At 36.1% G+C, this 15,489-nt stretch carries 15 protein-coding genes; 7 read left to right on the forward strand and 8 right to left on the reverse strand.

Annotated features, from left to right (window positions below):
- The first annotated feature begins 808 nt into the window (after window positions 1–808).
- Entirely contained in the window at window positions 809–1,498 is a 690-nt protein-coding gene (locus tag BM183_RS12935; protein WP_091687300.1) for a hypothetical protein, read from the forward strand.
- Window positions 1,499–1,607: 109 nt separating this feature from the next.
- Here the strand turns inward: BM183_RS12935 and BM183_RS21085 are convergent, their stop codons facing one another.
- The 6 genes from BM183_RS21085 to BM183_RS12960 all read right to left on the reverse strand — a co-directional run bounded on the left by BM183_RS21085 (window position 1,608) and on the right by BM183_RS12960 (window position 5,251).
- Window positions 1,608–1,715, reverse strand: a complete 108-nt coding sequence (locus BM183_RS21085; RefSeq protein ID WP_242960990.1) for a DUF6019 family protein — start codon at window positions 1,713–1,715, stop codon at window positions 1,608–1,610.
- A gap of 129 nt (window positions 1,716–1,844) precedes the next feature.
- Entirely contained in the window at window positions 1,845–2,561 is a 717-nt protein-coding gene (locus BM183_RS12940; protein ID WP_091687301.1) for a PHP domain-containing protein, read from the reverse strand.
- Window positions 2,554–2,889, reverse strand: a complete 336-nt coding sequence (locus BM183_RS12945) for a hypothetical protein (RefSeq protein WP_091687302.1) — start codon at window positions 2,887–2,889, stop codon at window positions 2,554–2,556. The genes BM183_RS12940 and BM183_RS12945 overlap by 8 nt, the downstream gene beginning before the upstream one ends.
- A 51-nt stretch (window positions 2,890–2,940) precedes the next feature.
- Entirely contained in the window at window positions 2,941–4,395 is a 1,455-nt protein-coding gene (locus BM183_RS12950) for a [Fe-Fe] hydrogenase large subunit C-terminal domain-containing protein (RefSeq protein WP_091687303.1), read from the reverse strand.
- An 83-nt stretch (window positions 4,396–4,478) separates the two neighbouring features.
- The gene (locus tag BM183_RS12955) at window positions 4,479–4,901 is read right to left on the reverse strand and encodes an ATP-binding protein (protein ID WP_091687304.1); all 423 of its coding nucleotides are present in this window, start codon (window positions 4,899–4,901) and stop codon (window positions 4,479–4,481) included.
- Window positions 4,898–5,251, reverse strand: a complete 354-nt coding sequence (locus BM183_RS12960) for a hypothetical protein (protein WP_091687353.1) — start codon at window positions 5,249–5,251, stop codon at window positions 4,898–4,900. The genes BM183_RS12955 and BM183_RS12960 overlap by 4 nt, the downstream gene beginning before the upstream one ends.
- 251 nt (window positions 5,252–5,502) lie before the next feature.
- On the opposite strand from BM183_RS12960, the gene BM183_RS12965 reads away from it, so the two are divergent.
- The 5 genes from BM183_RS12965 to BM183_RS12985 all read left to right on the forward strand — a co-directional run bounded on the left by BM183_RS12965 (window position 5,503) and on the right by BM183_RS12985 (window position 10,771).
- The gene (locus BM183_RS12965) at window positions 5,503–5,997 is read left to right on the forward strand and encodes an NADH-quinone oxidoreductase subunit NuoE family protein (RefSeq protein WP_091687305.1); all 495 of its coding nucleotides are present in this window, start codon (window positions 5,503–5,505) and stop codon (window positions 5,995–5,997) included.
- Between the two features lie 17 nt (window positions 5,998–6,014).
- Window positions 6,015–6,572, forward strand: coding sequence for an ATP-binding protein (locus BM183_RS12970; protein WP_091687306.1), 558 nt, complete (start codon window positions 6,015–6,017; stop codon window positions 6,570–6,572).
- A gap of 136 nt (window positions 6,573–6,708) precedes the next feature.
- Window positions 6,709–7,083 (forward strand): (2Fe-2S) ferredoxin domain-containing protein, encoded by a 375-nt coding sequence (locus tag BM183_RS12975; RefSeq protein WP_091687307.1) that lies wholly within the window; start codon window positions 6,709–6,711, stop codon window positions 7,081–7,083.
- Between the two features lie 3 nt (window positions 7,084–7,086).
- Entirely contained in the window at window positions 7,087–8,874 is a 1,788-nt protein-coding gene (locus BM183_RS12980) for an NADH-quinone oxidoreductase subunit NuoF (RefSeq protein WP_091687308.1), read from the forward strand.
- Window positions 8,875–9,028: 154 nt separating this feature from the next.
- Complete coding sequence (locus BM183_RS12985) at window positions 9,029–10,771, forward strand: NADH-dependent [FeFe] hydrogenase, group A6 (RefSeq protein ID WP_091687309.1); 1,743 nt, start codon at window positions 9,029–9,031, stop codon at window positions 10,769–10,771.
- Between the two features lie 387 nt (window positions 10,772–11,158).
- Here BM183_RS12985 and BM183_RS12990 read toward each other — a convergent pair whose 3' ends face one another.
- Both BM183_RS12990 and BM183_RS12995 read right to left on the reverse strand, forming a co-directional pair.
- On the reverse strand, window positions 11,159–12,049 hold the full coding sequence (locus BM183_RS12990) for a peptidoglycan DD-metalloendopeptidase family protein (protein WP_091687310.1): 891 nt from the start codon (window positions 12,047–12,049) through the stop codon (window positions 11,159–11,161).
- Between the two features lie 95 nt (window positions 12,050–12,144).
- The gene (locus BM183_RS12995) at window positions 12,145–14,595 is read right to left on the reverse strand and encodes a glycogen/starch/alpha-glucan phosphorylase (protein WP_091687311.1); all 2,451 of its coding nucleotides are present in this window, start codon (window positions 14,593–14,595) and stop codon (window positions 12,145–12,147) included.
- Between the two features lie 341 nt (window positions 14,596–14,936).
- On the opposite strand from BM183_RS12995, the gene BM183_RS13000 reads away from it, so the two are divergent.
- On the forward strand, window positions 14,937–15,401 hold the full coding sequence (locus BM183_RS13000; RefSeq protein ID WP_091687312.1) for a GNAT family N-acetyltransferase: 465 nt from the start codon (window positions 14,937–14,939) through the stop codon (window positions 15,399–15,401).
- Window positions 15,402–15,489 lie beyond the last annotated feature (88 nt).

Genomic DNA, 15,489 nt, shown 5'->3' on the forward strand with positions numbered 1-15,489 from the left:
TCATAACTTTAATAGAATCATCAAAAGACTGGATTTACATATATAACGATTTAATTTACGAAATTCAAAAATGTCGTTCACAAATCCGCCGCAACCGGAAATATGAACGACAAATGACACGTAACAGAAGAAAATATCACAAAAATTCAAAACCAACTTTATAAGTATATTAAGTGAATATTTGCAAAAAAAGCCTATTCTGTTAGGTGTATTTAGTATACTCTTTTTCTTTAAAAATGAAAATATAAAATATAAATAATATAATATTTTTCATGTAGAGATTTGCTATCATCTAAAGTTGACGACATTGTACGTACGCTTTGCCCAGGAAGTTGTAGAAAACTCTGAAAGTATTACTGGGGCTTTCATAATGACTTAATTTAGGTGTTCTAGGATAACACAGTATATAGGAATAATTTTGCTACGGCAGACGCTTCTCATCTTTTACTCTCATGCGGCACTCAAAACGCACGACCAGCATCGCAGAGGGCGCTGCTAGTCACTGATTCTCTAGTCGGCCATAGACAGCCTCCTCGGCCAATGTCATTTAGTTAAGACATCAAATATAGTATTTTTAAAAAGCAGAGTATGAAAAACTTATACTCTGTTTTTTCATAACTAAGTCAAGATTTTTTTATAAATTAAATATATTAAATATTTAATTTAAGGTACACAAAATAATGTTATTTCTAATCTGTCGGTTTTTATTTAATTTAGAAACTTACAGAATATGTATTTACAATAAATTCAAAATATGGTATAATATGTATTGTGAGTATATAAATATTTAATAAGGAGGAATAAAATTATGAAACAGCTTTTTAAAAAAATTATCTGCATTATTATAGTAACTTCTTTGTGTTCACCATTAATCGCATCTGCAAAAGATAAGAATAACTTAGATAATGCTGAACAATTCATTAATGAAGTAGAAACTAATTTAGGAATTGATATGGAAATAGTAAATTCTGTACCTAACAATGTAATTCCTAAAGAATTTGATACTTGGGAAGAAGCATTAACTTGGATTGAACAAGTACATACAGAAGTCGAAAATCATAATAATAGCGTAAGATTGTATTCAAACCCATCATTCATTAATATATTAAATGATGGATTTGAATTTGTAGGTGACAAAGGTCATGTTGGTTATGATAAAATGCCTTCTGCTTATTCTGGAACACTAAGAAGATCTCTTTCCTATAATGTTCCTGGTGCATCTGCACAAGTAGTGAATGCATCATATTATTTTGAATATAATAACAAAATGATTACTGATTCAACTGGAGATGCTGGTATAAGTGGAATTGGACTTGCAACTTTTTCTATTACATATAATCAATTAGAACAAGCTGGTGTTTTTTTTGAACCTAATTTCTATCATGTATTAAGAGGTAATTTGGGTTATTTTATTAATGTAGGTGGAGTAAATCTTGGATTTTATGATCTTTTAGAGCTTGATTATTGCATATGGAATAATAGTTATATTGATTTATAAATTATATTGATTAAATAAGTTTTAGTTACTGAAGATCTTTTATATACTCACTATAATTAAAATGGGGCTGTCGCACTAATTAAAGCGACAGTCCCATTTTTTTAACAAATTATTTATAAATATCCTTATATGCTTCAATAATTGCATTTTTAACTGCATATTTTATAACAAAATATAATACAAATAATATAAGTAAGATTGCACCAATACCATTCATTTTTTTAGTCCTCCTATAATTTTAAATGTCTTTTTATTAGTAAAGCTGTTAAAAAGTAGACCTTAAATTCTTTTAATAATTATAACCCGTCTCAGAAAATAATTACAGGCCTCTTTATAAAGTCGAATATTATTCTCTAACCAGTGCCCTTAGTACATCTTTTATATCCCTGCTTTCACACCGGATAAAGTTTACCGGTTCATTTATGTGTTCTAAATAGTGGGCGTCGGAATTGGTTATAATATTGCAGTTAGTCAGATAGGGGTTTTCTTTTCTTAGATACTCCATCTTATCCTTGTCATATAATTCCACACAGGAGAATTTCGATTCCGGGGGAATAAATCCCAGATTATATAACAAACTGTTGGCAGTTCGATCAATATGAGCCGGAAGCATTATCCCATTATAGCCTTTCACCAAATCATATACCTCCTCAAAGGATATGTCGGTGGCATTAATCAGAAGATATGGTTCTTCACCTATGACCTTATCCTCTTCATTATAGATTTGCTGTCTGCCGAATATGGACTGGTTATTAGGAACGGGAAGCAGATGTTCATAAACATAACCGTCAAAGTTCATGGCATCCTCCAGTCTGGAGAATAAGCAGAGCACATGCACTTCTTCCTGAGTACATAATTCCATTCCCGGAATTGCTATTATGCCATACTGCTTTGCCATTGCAAGAAAGGCCGGACAGTTCTTGCTGGAATTATGGTCTGTCAAAGCCACCACGTCTAATTTCTTTAGCGCAGCCATGGCAATAATGTTAGCGGGGGTCATGTCATTATCGCCACAAGGAGATAAGCAGGAATGCAGATGGAAGTCATAAGCCAGCTTAATCATGGAGTAATTGATACACAGTTAAAGCAGCTTCAAAAATGGGTTTATCTGTGCTAAGTACCGTAATCTTTTGTGTCTTTGCCTTTTCCAGCCCGTTCTGGTCCAGTTCTGCCCCCTCAGCTAATATAATGCAAGCTACATCTGCTAATTTTGCCACTGCTAATGTATTAATATTTCCCATAACTGTTACCCATGCACTGTCAGCAGGTGCTTTACTCATAGCAATGCTTAGCAAATCACAGCAAAATGGTTCGGATATGCATTGCCCTAAATTATATCCAACTTGATTTACTTTAAATACATCCTTATCTATTAATTCTTGTACTGTCATCTTAATAACCATGCTCCTTTCACAGGTTGAAAAGAATGAAATTCCTTCAACCTATTCCTTTTCTGTATCCTCTTTATTGGAATACGTTATAGCTTTGTTTTGATTGTCCAGCATTGAGATTTCATCCGATATCTTATGAATATACTGACGCAGAATGTGTATGCAGTCTTTTTCACTGGCGACGCCTCTTACAACATCTTCTGCCAGTGCCTTACAAGTGGGTGCCCCACAAGAACCACAATCAAGCCCCGGGAACTCTTTACATAATTCCTCTACTTTAGAAATCATGGCTATACTTTCTTTCATATCCATTCCTAATTTAAATACCGGTTCATATTTCACTTTGTGAGTCCAATAAACATTGGTCTTATCCAATCCTGTTCTGTTGATACCATTTGAATTTGCCATGCCTTGATTGGCTTCACCTTTATTGGTTTTACCTACATCTTGGTTCTCTGGGGATAGGACTTTCTTTGAACCCCCAGCTCCGATGTTGGTATCATTAATATGATTACGGGCAACCGGCAGGTATTTTCTTAACCGTTTCAATTTTACCCTTGCTACAAATGGGTTTTCCACAGTCAAAACACCGCCTACACAACCGCCGTTACAGGCATTTAGTTCTATGAATTCCAGCATACCGATCTTTTGGTCTTCTAAGTCCTCCAATACCCGGATTACATTCTCGATTCCATCTGCTGCAAGATAGTTATCTGTCAGCAAGCCTCCTGCTTCTCCTCCGGTTCCGCCCCAACTGATTCCAATCTTACCGGATATAGATAGTTCTTCTATCTCCCCTGATACTTCTACCTCTTTCATTAAGGAAAGCAGCCTGGGATAAACATCTTTTATAGCTAATACCCCGTCTACCTCACTTTTATCAATTCCAAGGGGAGTCCTTACTGCGCTAACCTTTGCGGGACAGGGAGAGATAAATATAATACCTATTTTTTCAGAAGAAAGCCCTGTCTCCTTCATAGCCTTTTCCCTTGCCAGGGAAGCTGCCAAATCCACCGGAGCCAGTATAGGCAGTAAATGTTCTATAAGATTTGGAAAACGAACTCTTATCAGTCGTACTACAGAAGGGCATGCCGTGCTGATAATAGGCCATTTGTCTTCATTCTCTTCCACATATTTTCTGGACATTTCAGACACCAATTCGGCAGCACCGCTGACTTCATATACATCATCAAATCCCATACCCTTAAGAGCGGTAAGAACTATATTAATATCATCCAGGTTATTAAACTGGCCATACAGGGAAGGTGCCGGCAATGCAACCGTATATTCAAATTGATCCAAGATACTGATGGGATCATAAAAAGGCAGTTTTGCATGGTGAGGACAAATCCTTATACATTCACCACAATCAATGCAGAACTTCTTAGTAATTACGGCTTTCCCGTTTCTTACTCTAATAGCCCCGGTTGGACACCTTTTTATACAGTTGATACAACCTTTACATAAATTTTCGTCCAAACGAACCGCATTAAAAAACTTATCCATGGCTTTTCCCCTCTTACTTATACACTGCTAATTTTGTTATCTCATTTAATTACATTACTTCTTTACAACGCAGAATAATCTTGTTACAGGAATACCTTCATAGTCACTTTGGTACCTGTCCCAATTTCGGATTCTATTTGCATTTCATCAGAATATTTCTTCATATTTGGTAATCCCATACCGGCTCCAAATCCAAGAGAACGGATATTATCCGGAGCTGTGGAATATCCTGCCTGCATAGCTTTTTCTATATCTTCAATTCCAGGTCCTTTGTCTTCCAGAATCATACTGATCTCTGTCGGAGATATAATAACATCTATGCTTCCGCCATTTGCATGAATCACCATATTAATTTCACCTTCATACATGGCAATTGCCACCTTGCGTACAATCTCTGGTTTTACGCCCATTTTCTTTAATTTACTTTTAACATCACTGGAAGCTTCTCCTGCTCTAGTAAAATCATCAGCAGAAACTTGATAGGTTAAGACGATTTTATCACTCAACGGTATGTTGCACCTCCACGTAAACCTTTTTCATACAGAAGGCCACAAGCAGAAAACATTCTATGACCGGTAGATAATAATACAATACCCCTTTCCCGGGCCAAAGCAATCATACCTTCATCGGGCATTTTTCCCCGAACAAATACAATACATACAATATCCATCATCTCGGCAGTGCGAATAGCCTGCATATTGCACAGACCCGTTAATAATACCGATTGGTCTTTATTAAACGCAAGAACATCACTCATCATATCAGACCCGCAGGCGGTGTGAACTTCTTTCTCCAAATGTTCTTCACCGGAAATAAGACGTGCCTCTAGTATAGATTTTATATCATTTACGGTCATGGAATAGGTTTCCTCCTTATATACAATGGTTACAAATTTAATATCCTTTCTATTTAAAATTAGTATAACATTGCTATTTTTAATTTTCAACTGGTATTCCTTGTTTTCAAATTTCGATAATATCTCTTATTTAATTATTAATTTTTGTGGATTTTCTAAAATATTGTGGATTTTTTATCAATATCATGCTATACTTAGTTCGGCTAGAATTTACATTACAGACTTAGTAGTGAATTGAAGGAGGTTAAAAAATGGGTTCCAAGAAAAAAACTGTCCCTTTTGCAGGAACGAAAGAGCAAGAAGCGGAACTTCTCAAAGTCATTAAAACACATAAGAATGACGAAGGTGCATTAATGCCAATATTACAGGCAGCACAAGACATATATGGTTATCTTCCGATTGAAGTTCAAACCATGATCTCAAATGAGTTGGATATACCATTAGAAAAAATTTATGGCGTTGTTACCTTTTACTCTCAATTTTCATTAAATCCAAAAGGCAAATATAAAATATCTGTCTGTCTGGGAACTGCTTGTTATGTAAAGGGTTCAGGAGATATCTATTCTAAATTAATGGAATTATTGCATATCGAAGGTGGCGAATGTACACCTGACGGTAAATTCTCTTTAGAAGCATGCCGTTGTATCGGTGCTTGCGGTCTGGCTCCTGTACTTACTGTAAATGATGATGTGTACGGAAGATTAACTGTTGATGATATAGAAGGTATTTTAGCAAAGTATGAATAGGAGCTACATGCCATATTATGATGACGGAAATTTCTCTTAATGTATTAGACGTTGCCCAGAATTCTATTGAGGCAGGTGCATCTCATATAATAATAGATATTAAGGCAGATCATAAAGAAGATTATTTAAAAATTGTAATATCAGATGATGGTTATGGGATGACGGACAGCCAATTGGCAAAAGTGGATGATCCATTTTATACCACAAGAACTACCAGAGCAATCGGTCTTGGTGTGCCTTTTTTTAAATATGGAGCAGAAATGACTGGGGGAACCTTCACTATAGTGTCAGAAGCAGGAAAAGGTACGGAAGTTACCGCCGCCTTTGTGTTATCACATATTGACAGAATGCCTCTTGGTGATATAACCAGTACAATGCTTTCGCTGATTACCTGTAATGAAAATATTCATTTTATCTATTCTTACAGTGTTGATGGACGTTGCTTCACTCTGGATACGAAAGAGTTTCGGGAAATATTAGGGGATATTTCTTTCCAGGAACCGGAGGTATCTAACTTTATCAAAGAGTATCTGCAAGATCATAAAGATGAGGTTGACCAGGGAGAATACATTTAGAACATGGTATGTATATAAATTGTTAAGATATATGGATTAAGCATGTTAAAATTGAATACTAAAAAATCCCTATTATTTTACTGGGGATTGTCAAATATTTAACATTTCTGTAGAATTTATAAGGAGGAAGAGATATATGAAAACTCTGGAAGAGTTAAAAGCCATCAGAGAAAAGATGCAAGGCCAAATTGGTTTAAGATCAGAAGATTCTGAAAAAACCAGAGTGGTTGTAGGTATGGCTACCTGTGGTATAGCAAGCGGTGCCAGACCTGTATTGACTGCACTTTCTGATGCTGTTCAATCAAAGAATTTATCAAATATTGCTGTCACCCAAACCGGCTGTATCGGTTTATGTCAATATGAACCCATTGTAGAAGTAATGGAACCTGGAAAAGATAAAATAACTTATGTAAAAATGACTCCTGAAAAGGCTCTTGAGGTTGTTGAGCAACACTTAATCCGTGGTCAGGTAGTAAGTAAATACACCATAAGTTCCGAAGGGAGGCTGTAATTTATGTATCGTTCACATATTTTAGTTTGTGGTGGTACCGGCTGTACTTCCTCCGGAAGTGTAAAGATTATGGAAGTTCTGCAAACAGAGATTGAAAAACAGGGATTGGCAAAAGAAGTTTGCGTTGTACAAACCGGCTGCCATGGCCTATGTGCATTGGGTCCAATCATGGTAGTATATCCGGAAGCAACTTTTTATTCCATGGTTAAAGAAGAGGATATTCCTGAGATTGTATCCGAACACTTATTAAAGGGAAGAGTGGTATCCCGCCTTGTATATGAAGAAACCATTACAGATGAAGGTATTAAATCTCTTAATGAAACTGATTTTTATAAAAAACAACATAGAATTGCACTTCGTAATTGCGGTGTTATTAACCCGGAAAATATTGAAGAGTACATTGGAACCGGCGGTTATGAAGCTTTAGGTAAGGTATTAACCGAATATACTCCTGATCAGGTAATTCAGGATCTGCTAGACAGCGGACTTCGCGGTCGTGGAGGCGGCGGTTTCCCTACCGGCTTAAAGTGGAAACTTGCAAAAGCAAATGATGCAGATCAAAAATATGTATGCTGTAATGCCGATGAGGGTGACCCCGGTGCATTCATGGATCGTTCTGTACTGGAAGGAGATCCTCATGTTGTGCTGGAAGCAATGGCCATTGCCGGTTATGCTATCGGTGCTTCTCAAGGATATATTTATGTACGTGCTGAATATCCAATTGCAGTACAGCGTCTGGAATTGGCTATTAATCAGGCACGTGAATATGGGCTTTTAGGAAAAGACATCTTTGGAAGCGGTTTTAACTTTGATATTGGATTAAGACTTGGCGCAGGTGCTTTCGTTTGCGGTGAAGAAACAGCCCTTATGACGTCTATTGAAGGAAATCGCGGTGAGCCTCGTCCCAGGCCTCCTTTCCCTGCTCAAAAAGGTCTCTTTGGAAAACCAACTATCTTAAACAACGTAGAAACTTATGCAAATATACCACAAATTATTTTAAATGGACCCCAATGGTTCTCCTCTATGGGTACAGAGAAATCCAAGGGAACAAAAGTATTTGCCCTTGGGGGAAAAATCAAAAATACCGGCCTTGTTGAAATCCCTATGGGTACCACTCTCCGGGAAGTAATTGAAGATATCGGCGGCGGAATCCCAAATGGAAAGAAATTCAAAGCAGCCCAAACCGGTGGTCCATCCGGCGGATGTATTCCAGTAGAGCACTTTGACATCCCAATTGATTATGATAACTTAATTAGCATTGGATCTATGATGGGGTCTGGTGGACTTATTGTAATGGATGAAGATAATTGTATGGTTGATATAGCTAAGTTCTTCTTAGAATTTACTGTGGATGAATCCTGCGGTAAATGTACCCCATGCAGAATCGGAACCAAACGTTTATATGAAATTCTTGATAAAATTACAAAAGGCCAAGGTACTTTTGAAGATTTGGATAAGTTGGAAGAACTTTGTTATCATATAAAAGAAAACTCCCTTTGCGGTTTAGGCCAGACTGCACCAAACCCTGTATTATCCACCCTTCGCTATTTTAGAGATGAATATGTATCTCACGTAGTAGATAAGAAATGTCCTGCCGGAGTTTGTAAAGCACTATTATCCTATGTCATTGATGCGGATAAATGTAAAGGTTGTACTTTATGTGCCAGAGTCTGTCCAAATAATGCAATTGAAGGAACGGTAAAAGAAGTGCATATGATTCATCAGGATAAATGTGTGAAATGTGGTGCATGTGTGGAAAAATGCCGCTTTGGAGCTATTTCCAAGAGATAATTTGAATTTAAGATTTTTGTGGAATTTGTGTTGAAGGAATTCCCTTAAACCATGAACCATAAAAATATCCTTATAAGTTAACGATATGATTTTGATTTCTCAATAATATTATTTAATCACATTATTAAGATTATCAAATAGAAAAGAGGTATATATGGAGACGGTAAATATTAAAATTAACGGCATGGATATAGCTGCACCAAAAGGTTCTACCATATTGGAAGCAGCCAGATATGCTCATATAGATATTCCTACTCTTTGTTTCTTAAAGGAGATTAATGAAATCGGTGCATGCCGTATCTGTGTTGTAGAAGTTAAGGGCGCAAGAAGCCTTGTAGCATCTTGTGTATATCCAATTAATGAGGGTATGGAGGTATGGACGAATACTCCGAAAGTATTAAGCTCCAGAAAAAGAACCCTTGAATTAATCTTATCCAATCATGATAGAAAATGTCTTTCCTGCGTTAGAAGCGGAGATTGTGAATTACAGAAACTCTGTAAAGACCTTAAAGTTGAAGATGAAGAATTCTATGATGGTGAAAGAACCCTCTATGAATTAGACGAATCCGCTGCACATATGTATCGGGATAACAATAAGTGTATTCTATGCAGACGTTGTTCCGCAGTATGTGAGAAGACTCAGGCAGTTGGTGTAATTGGACCTAATGAGCGTGGATTTAAAACAGTGATTTCCTCTGCCTTTGAAATGGGTCTTGGTGAAACCAGCTGTGTTTCCTGCGGACAATGTATCGCAGTCTGTCCTACAGGCGCTATCGCAGAAAAAGATAATACGGAAGAAGTATTCCAGGCTATTGCTGATCCAAAGAAATATGTAATTGTTCAAACCGCTCCTTCTGTAAGAGCCGGACTTGGTGAAGCATTCGGCCTTCCTATAGGAACCAATGTTGAAGGAAAAATGGTAGCTGCCTTACGCCGTCTGGGATTTGATAAGGTATTCGATACAGACATTGCAGCGGACCTTACTATTATGGAAGAAGCTCATGAATTCATTGAAAGAGTTCAGAACGGCGGAACCCTCCCAATGGTTACCTCCTGTTCTCCGGGGTGGATTAAATACTGTGAACATTATTTCCCTGATATGACAGATAATTTATCCACTTGTAAATCACCAATGCAAATGTTTGGTGCCACCACAAAGACCTATTATGCCGAGAAAATGGGTATTAATCCAAAGGATATCTTTATGGTAGCAATTATGCCATGTACTGCTAAAAAGTTTGAAATCGGACGACTTGATCAAGACGCCGCAGGTGTTCCCGATGTAGATGTATCCTTAACTGTTCGGGAATTAGGTAGAATGATTGAAAGAGTAGGTATTGACTTTAGCTCACTGCCAGATGAGGACTTTGATTCTCCTCTTGGTATTTCAACCGGTGCCGCAGTTATATTCGGTGCAACTGGCGGTGTTATGGAAGCAGCTCTAAGAACTGCTGTAGAAACCTTAACCGGGGAAGAATTGGAGAAAGTAGATTTTACTGAAGTCAGAGGAACAAAAGGCATAAAAGAAGCTACTTATCATGTGGCAGGAATGGATGTAAAAGTTGCTGTAGCCTCCGGACTAAGGAATGCCAAAGAATTATTAACCAAAGTGAAAAACGGAGAAGCGGATTATCACTTTATTGAGATCATGGGCTGTCCGGGCGGCTGTGTAAACGGCGGCGGTATGCCTCAGGTTCCAGCAAATGTTAGAAACTTTACAGATGTTAGAGCTCTTCGTGCCAAAGTGTTATATGATTTGGATGCGGGTATGCCAATCAGAAAATCCCATGATAATCCGGCTATCAAGGAATTATACGATACCTATTTTGGTAAACCTGGCAGCCATAAGGCTCATGAAATATTACACACAAGTTATGTAAAGAGAAGTGTAAACTAGATATTGGTCTTTCAAAATCTGGAGACTTTGTTCACAGCACTAATCTCCCGTGGAAGATTTCAATATATTTATAATCCTTAAACAAAAAACGGGCGAAATAAGACTTACGTCTTATTTGCCCATTTTTTGATCATATCTATGTTAAGCACCCGAATAAAACTTGTATATTGCCAAAGAAAAATATATATGGTATAAGAGCTTCGGTTGCGAATTTTTTAGATATGTACTACTCTTATTCCATATATTGATTACTATCATCATATTCCAAATGCCTTAAATGGTTACAGGAACTTTTTTCGGGCAACAAAAAAAGTCCGTGAAAACTATCTAGATGCATTTACAACACTAGAATAATAATAACAGACTTTTTTAGTGAATCTCTTCGTATTATCTAAGTAATGCCATAGGATTCATAGTCTCTTCATCTTTTAATACCTGGAAATATAGATTACTGCCTTCTACAGAGTAATATTTAGAAGGTTTTGCAACTTTTCCTATTACTTTACCTTCTTCAATAATATCTCCTACTTTTGCTGTAACATCTTCCAACTGTCCATATACTAAACTGTAACCATTTCCGATAGATGCAGTCACTGTTAATCCAGTTTCATCTTCGTCAGTAATAGAGGTTATTTTACCTTTTGCAGCGCTAAGTACCTCTGTACCAACTTCAGCATCAATAATTATAGCGGGATTGGTTTTAAACTGTTCCAAAGTTTCAAAATAAATCACCCTGTCCATACTATAATTCATAATAACATTACCAGTAACAGGCCATAATAAACCATTATCAACGTTAAAGTTTAATGTTGCCGGCTGCATAACTGCTTTTACTTCTTCTTGTTTTTCGGTTTCAGCAGTATTTGCAGATTGTGCAACGGAATTTCCTGCATTCTCAGATGTAGCTGCTGTTTCACCTGAAGCAGTATTTTGGGTTTCTTCATAAACATCGAATTCCAGAAGGCTGCCATCTGTAAGGGGAGTTTCAGAATCTCCTTCTGCTACTTCCATCTGCCCGTTACCCATATTATTAGCAACATCGGATGGATTTGTGTTATTATTGTCTGGTTGATTTGCATCTTGGTTACTATCAATTTCTCCATCAGCCACATCTGAAATAATTGGTTCATTTAAATCTACCAAGTTTTGATTTTTGTTTCTTTCAGATGTACGATTCAGTCCCACCATTGCAATTGTTACGATTGCTAATGCACCAACACATAATAACGCATAAAAACTTTTGCTTTTAAAAAATTCAGCTAAGTTGTGTTTTTTCATTATTATCACCTCTAGGTATATTTTCACCAGAAATGATACTTTTATTCATTGCTACCAATCTTACTTGGGCAACTTTCTAATTATTTTATTTAAAATTATTTAGGTTCAATTTTTTCTAAATGCCATATATCCTGTACATATTCTTCTATGGTACGGTCTGAAGAGAACTTTCCACATTTAGCAGTATTTAAAAGTGCTGATTTTGCCCATCTTTCCTTATCCAGATAAGCTTCCGCTACTCTTTTTTGAGCAGCTTCATAGGTTCTGAAATCTTTTAATATAAAATAGGGATCTGCCTTTTCATAGCCATTGGAATATAATAAAGAGTCATATATATTTTTAAATAAATTGGGTTTTTCAGGGGTATAAAATCCATTTATTAATTGATCCAGCACTTCTTTTATACCCAAATCGTTATGATAAATATCCTGAGGGTTATATCCTCCATTTTTTTCATAATTAATTACTTCATCCGAACTCAAGCCAAATATAAATGCATTTTCCAGTCCTACTTCTTCTACTATTTCCACATTAGCTCCGTCCATGGTCCCAATGGTGATCGCGCCATTTAACATAAACTTCATATTACCGGTTCCGGAAGCTTCTTTGCTGGCGGTAGAAATCTGTTCCGATACATCTGCTGCCGCAAACAAAAGTTCCCCATTGGATACACGGTAGTTCTCTATAAATACAACCTTTATTTTGTTACCAATGGAAGTATCCTCATTAATAACTGCTCCCACACTGTTAATCAATTTAATAATTGATTTTGCTCGTTCATATCCTGCCGATGCTTTCGCTCCAAATATAAAAGTTCTTGGGTAAAATTCCATATTAGGATTCTTCTTAAGTTGATTATAAAGATACATCACATGCAATATATTAAGAAGCTGCCGTTTATATTCATGAAGCCTTTTCACCTGAATATCAAATATGGAATTCGTATCTATGTCTATCTGATTATGTTCTTTTATATATTTTGCTAGTCTTTTTTTATTATGATACTTAATATCCATAAACTCTCTTAAACTTATGGGATCCTCTGAAAAAGCAGTTAATTTATCTATATGTGGTAAATTCACAATCCACTGGTCTCCGATTTTTTTCGTTACCCAATCTGCCAATAAAGGATTTCCATGAAGGAGAAATCTTCTTTGAGTGATACCGTTGGTTTTGTTATTAAAACGCTCCGGATACATTTCATAAAAATCTTTTAATTCCTGATTTTTCAGTATCTCCGTATGAAGTCTGGCTACACCGTTAACTGAGAAGCTAGCCACAATTGCCAGATTCGCCATCCTTACCTGACCTTGATATAATATAGCCATTTTTTCAATTTTACTTTCATTCCCCGGATATCTTTTTTTAATATCCATAACAAAACGCCGGTTAATTTCCTCAACGATTTGATAAATTCTTGGAAGGAGCCTTGAGAATAAATCAATGGGCCATTTTTCCAAAGCCTCAGACATTATGGTATGGTTGGTATAAGCACAGGTCTTATTGGTAATCTCCCAGGCTTCTTCCCAAGAAAGGCAGTACTCATCCAAAAGAATTCGCATAAGTTCAGCTGCTGCTACGGTAGGATGGGTGTCATTTAGCTGAAAGCATACTTTCTCAGGAAGGTTTTTAATATTATTATGCTTTTCCATATATTTAGAGACTGCTCTTTGAATACTTGCCGATACAAAGAAATACTGTTGTTTTAATCTTAGTTCTTTACCTGCATAGTGATTATCATTGGGATATAGAACTTCACAAATAATCCTTGCCAGATTCTCCTGTTCCACAGCTTTTTGATAATCTCCTTTATCAAAGGACTCTAAATTAAATGTATTAATAGCCTCCGCATCCCATATTCTTAAGGTATTCACTATGTTGTTACCATAACCCACAATTGGAATATCATAAGGAACTGCTTTTACTGATTGATAATTCTCCTGAATAAATCTATCTCTCCCTTGTTCATCCCGAATCATCCTTACATACCCCCCAAACTTTACTTCCTTTGCATACTCGGGACGTTTTATTTCAAAGGGATAGCCTTCCTCTAACCAATAATCCGGAACTTCAACCTGATATCCATCTATAATTTTTTGCTTAAACATACCATATTTATAACGAATACCGCATCCATAGGCAGGATAGCCCAAAGTTGACAAGGAATCTAAGAAGCAGGCTGCCAGTCTTCCAAGGCCTCCATTTCCTAAGGCAGGGTCTGTTTCTTCCTCCTCTATATCCTCTAAATCAATTCCTAATTCATCAAGGACTTCTCTTACTACTTTCTCTGCCTTTAGGTTAATAATATTATTTCCTAATGCCCTCCCCATCAAAAACTCCATGGAGAGATAATACACGGTTTTTACATCTTTTTCTTCATATGTCTTATGGGTAGCCATCCATTGCTCTATAATAGTGTTTTTAAGGGAATAGGCTATTGCATGAAATAACTGCTGATTTGTTGCTTCATCTATATTCTTACGATAAAAAAGTTTTAGGTATTCAATTATGTTTTCTTTAAATTCTTTTTTATTTAACTCTATCATTATAGCCCTCCAAAATTCGATACATAAAAACAATTTATTACAAGATAATAACATTATATACCATTTAATCTTTATATTACAAGCACAACTACATACACCACTGTGGTTTTAGAAGGAATACTTAATGATTACAACCCTATGATATTAAAACTTTTAATATTCATGAATCATATATTTCTATAATTTATTAATCAGATGATTTCTTAAATTTTATTTATTCCATTCTTTCTATAAATTAATCACTGTATTCTCTTTATTATTTTGTAATTATATGGTATCCTCTTATTAGTAGCATATAGAAAAAATTAAAAGATGGAAAAGCACCGGAATTGAGGTTTATAATGAGCTATACAATTAGAAAACTGGAAATGAATGAAATTGATGAAGCTTTATCCCTGGTGTGGGAAGTATTCTTAGAATTTGAAGCACCTAATTATCCGGATGAAGGAATTAGAACCTTTGAAAATACTATTATAAAAAATGAAGAATTTAAGAATCGTATCTCTTCAGGAGATCAAATTATGTTTGGTGCATTTTATAGGAACAGGCTAATCGGAATTGCATCCATAAGCTTACGGAATCATATATCACTTTTATTTGTACATAAGGATTATCACTGGAAAGGCGTGGCCACCTCACTATTTGAGCACTTGCTAAGAGATTTAAAGAACAGGGGTATTAAAAAAATTACAGTACATTCGTCCCGTTACGGAATCCCTTTTTATCATAAAATGGGGTTTAAGGATTTAGATGTTGAACAAATCAAAAATGGTATTCCACATACGCCTATGGTATATACGGATTAAGTGAAGTAACCTTTATAAATGTTATGAGCACAGCTTATTTGTGAACCCCAAAAGCTGTGAAACAGAAAATATCTCCATGGGGTTATTA

The organism is Anaerocolumna aminovalerica (genome assembly GCF_900115365.1).
GTDB lineage: Bacteria > Bacillota > Clostridia > Lachnospirales > Lachnospiraceae > Anaerocolumna > Anaerocolumna aminovalerica.

Excerpts from the sequence above, each read along its gene's own strand:
- BM183_RS12945 (WP_091687302.1), bottom strand. The coding sequence starts at position 2,889 with ATGACAGTACAAGAATTAATAGATAAGGATGTATTTAAAGTAAATCAA.
- BM183_RS21085 (WP_242960990.1), bottom strand. The coding sequence starts at position 1,715 with ATGAATGGTATTGGTGCAATCTTACTTATATTATTTGTATTATATTTT.
- BM183_RS12935 (WP_091687300.1), top strand. The coding sequence starts at position 809 with ATGAAACAGCTTTTTAAAAAAATTATCTGCATTATTATAGTAACTTCT.
- BM183_RS12990 (WP_091687310.1), bottom strand. The coding sequence starts at position 12,049 with ATGAAAAAACACAACTTAGCTGAATTTTTTAAAAGCAAAAGTTTTTAT.
- BM183_RS12965 (WP_091687305.1), top strand. The coding sequence starts at position 5,503 with ATGGGTTCCAAGAAAAAAACTGTCCCTTTTGCAGGAACGAAAGAGCAA.
- BM183_RS12995 (WP_091687311.1), bottom strand. The coding sequence starts at position 14,595 with ATGATAGAGTTAAATAAAAAAGAATTTAAAGAAAACATAATTGAATAC.
- BM183_RS12985 (WP_091687309.1), top strand. The coding sequence starts at position 9,029 with ATGGAGACGGTAAATATTAAAATTAACGGCATGGATATAGCTGCACCA.
- BM183_RS12975 (WP_091687307.1), top strand. The coding sequence starts at position 6,709 with ATGAAAACTCTGGAAGAGTTAAAAGCCATCAGAGAAAAGATGCAAGGC.
- BM183_RS13000 (WP_091687312.1), top strand. The coding sequence starts at position 14,937 with ATGAGCTATACAATTAGAAAACTGGAAATGAATGAAATTGATGAAGCT.
- BM183_RS12950 (WP_091687303.1), bottom strand. The coding sequence starts at position 4,395 with ATGGATAAGTTTTTTAATGCGGTTCGTTTGGACGAAAATTTATGTAAA.
- BM183_RS12970 (WP_091687306.1), top strand. The coding sequence starts at position 6,015 with ATGATGACGGAAATTTCTCTTAATGTATTAGACGTTGCCCAGAATTCT.
- BM183_RS12940 (WP_091687301.1), bottom strand. The coding sequence starts at position 2,561 with ATGATTAAGCTGGCTTATGACTTCCATCTGCATTCCTGCTTATCTCCT.
- BM183_RS12960 (WP_091687353.1), bottom strand. The coding sequence starts at position 5,251 with ATGACCGTAAATGATATAAAATCTATACTAGAGGCACGTCTTATTTCC.
- BM183_RS12980 (WP_091687308.1), top strand. The coding sequence starts at position 7,087 with ATGTATCGTTCACATATTTTAGTTTGTGGTGGTACCGGCTGTACTTCC.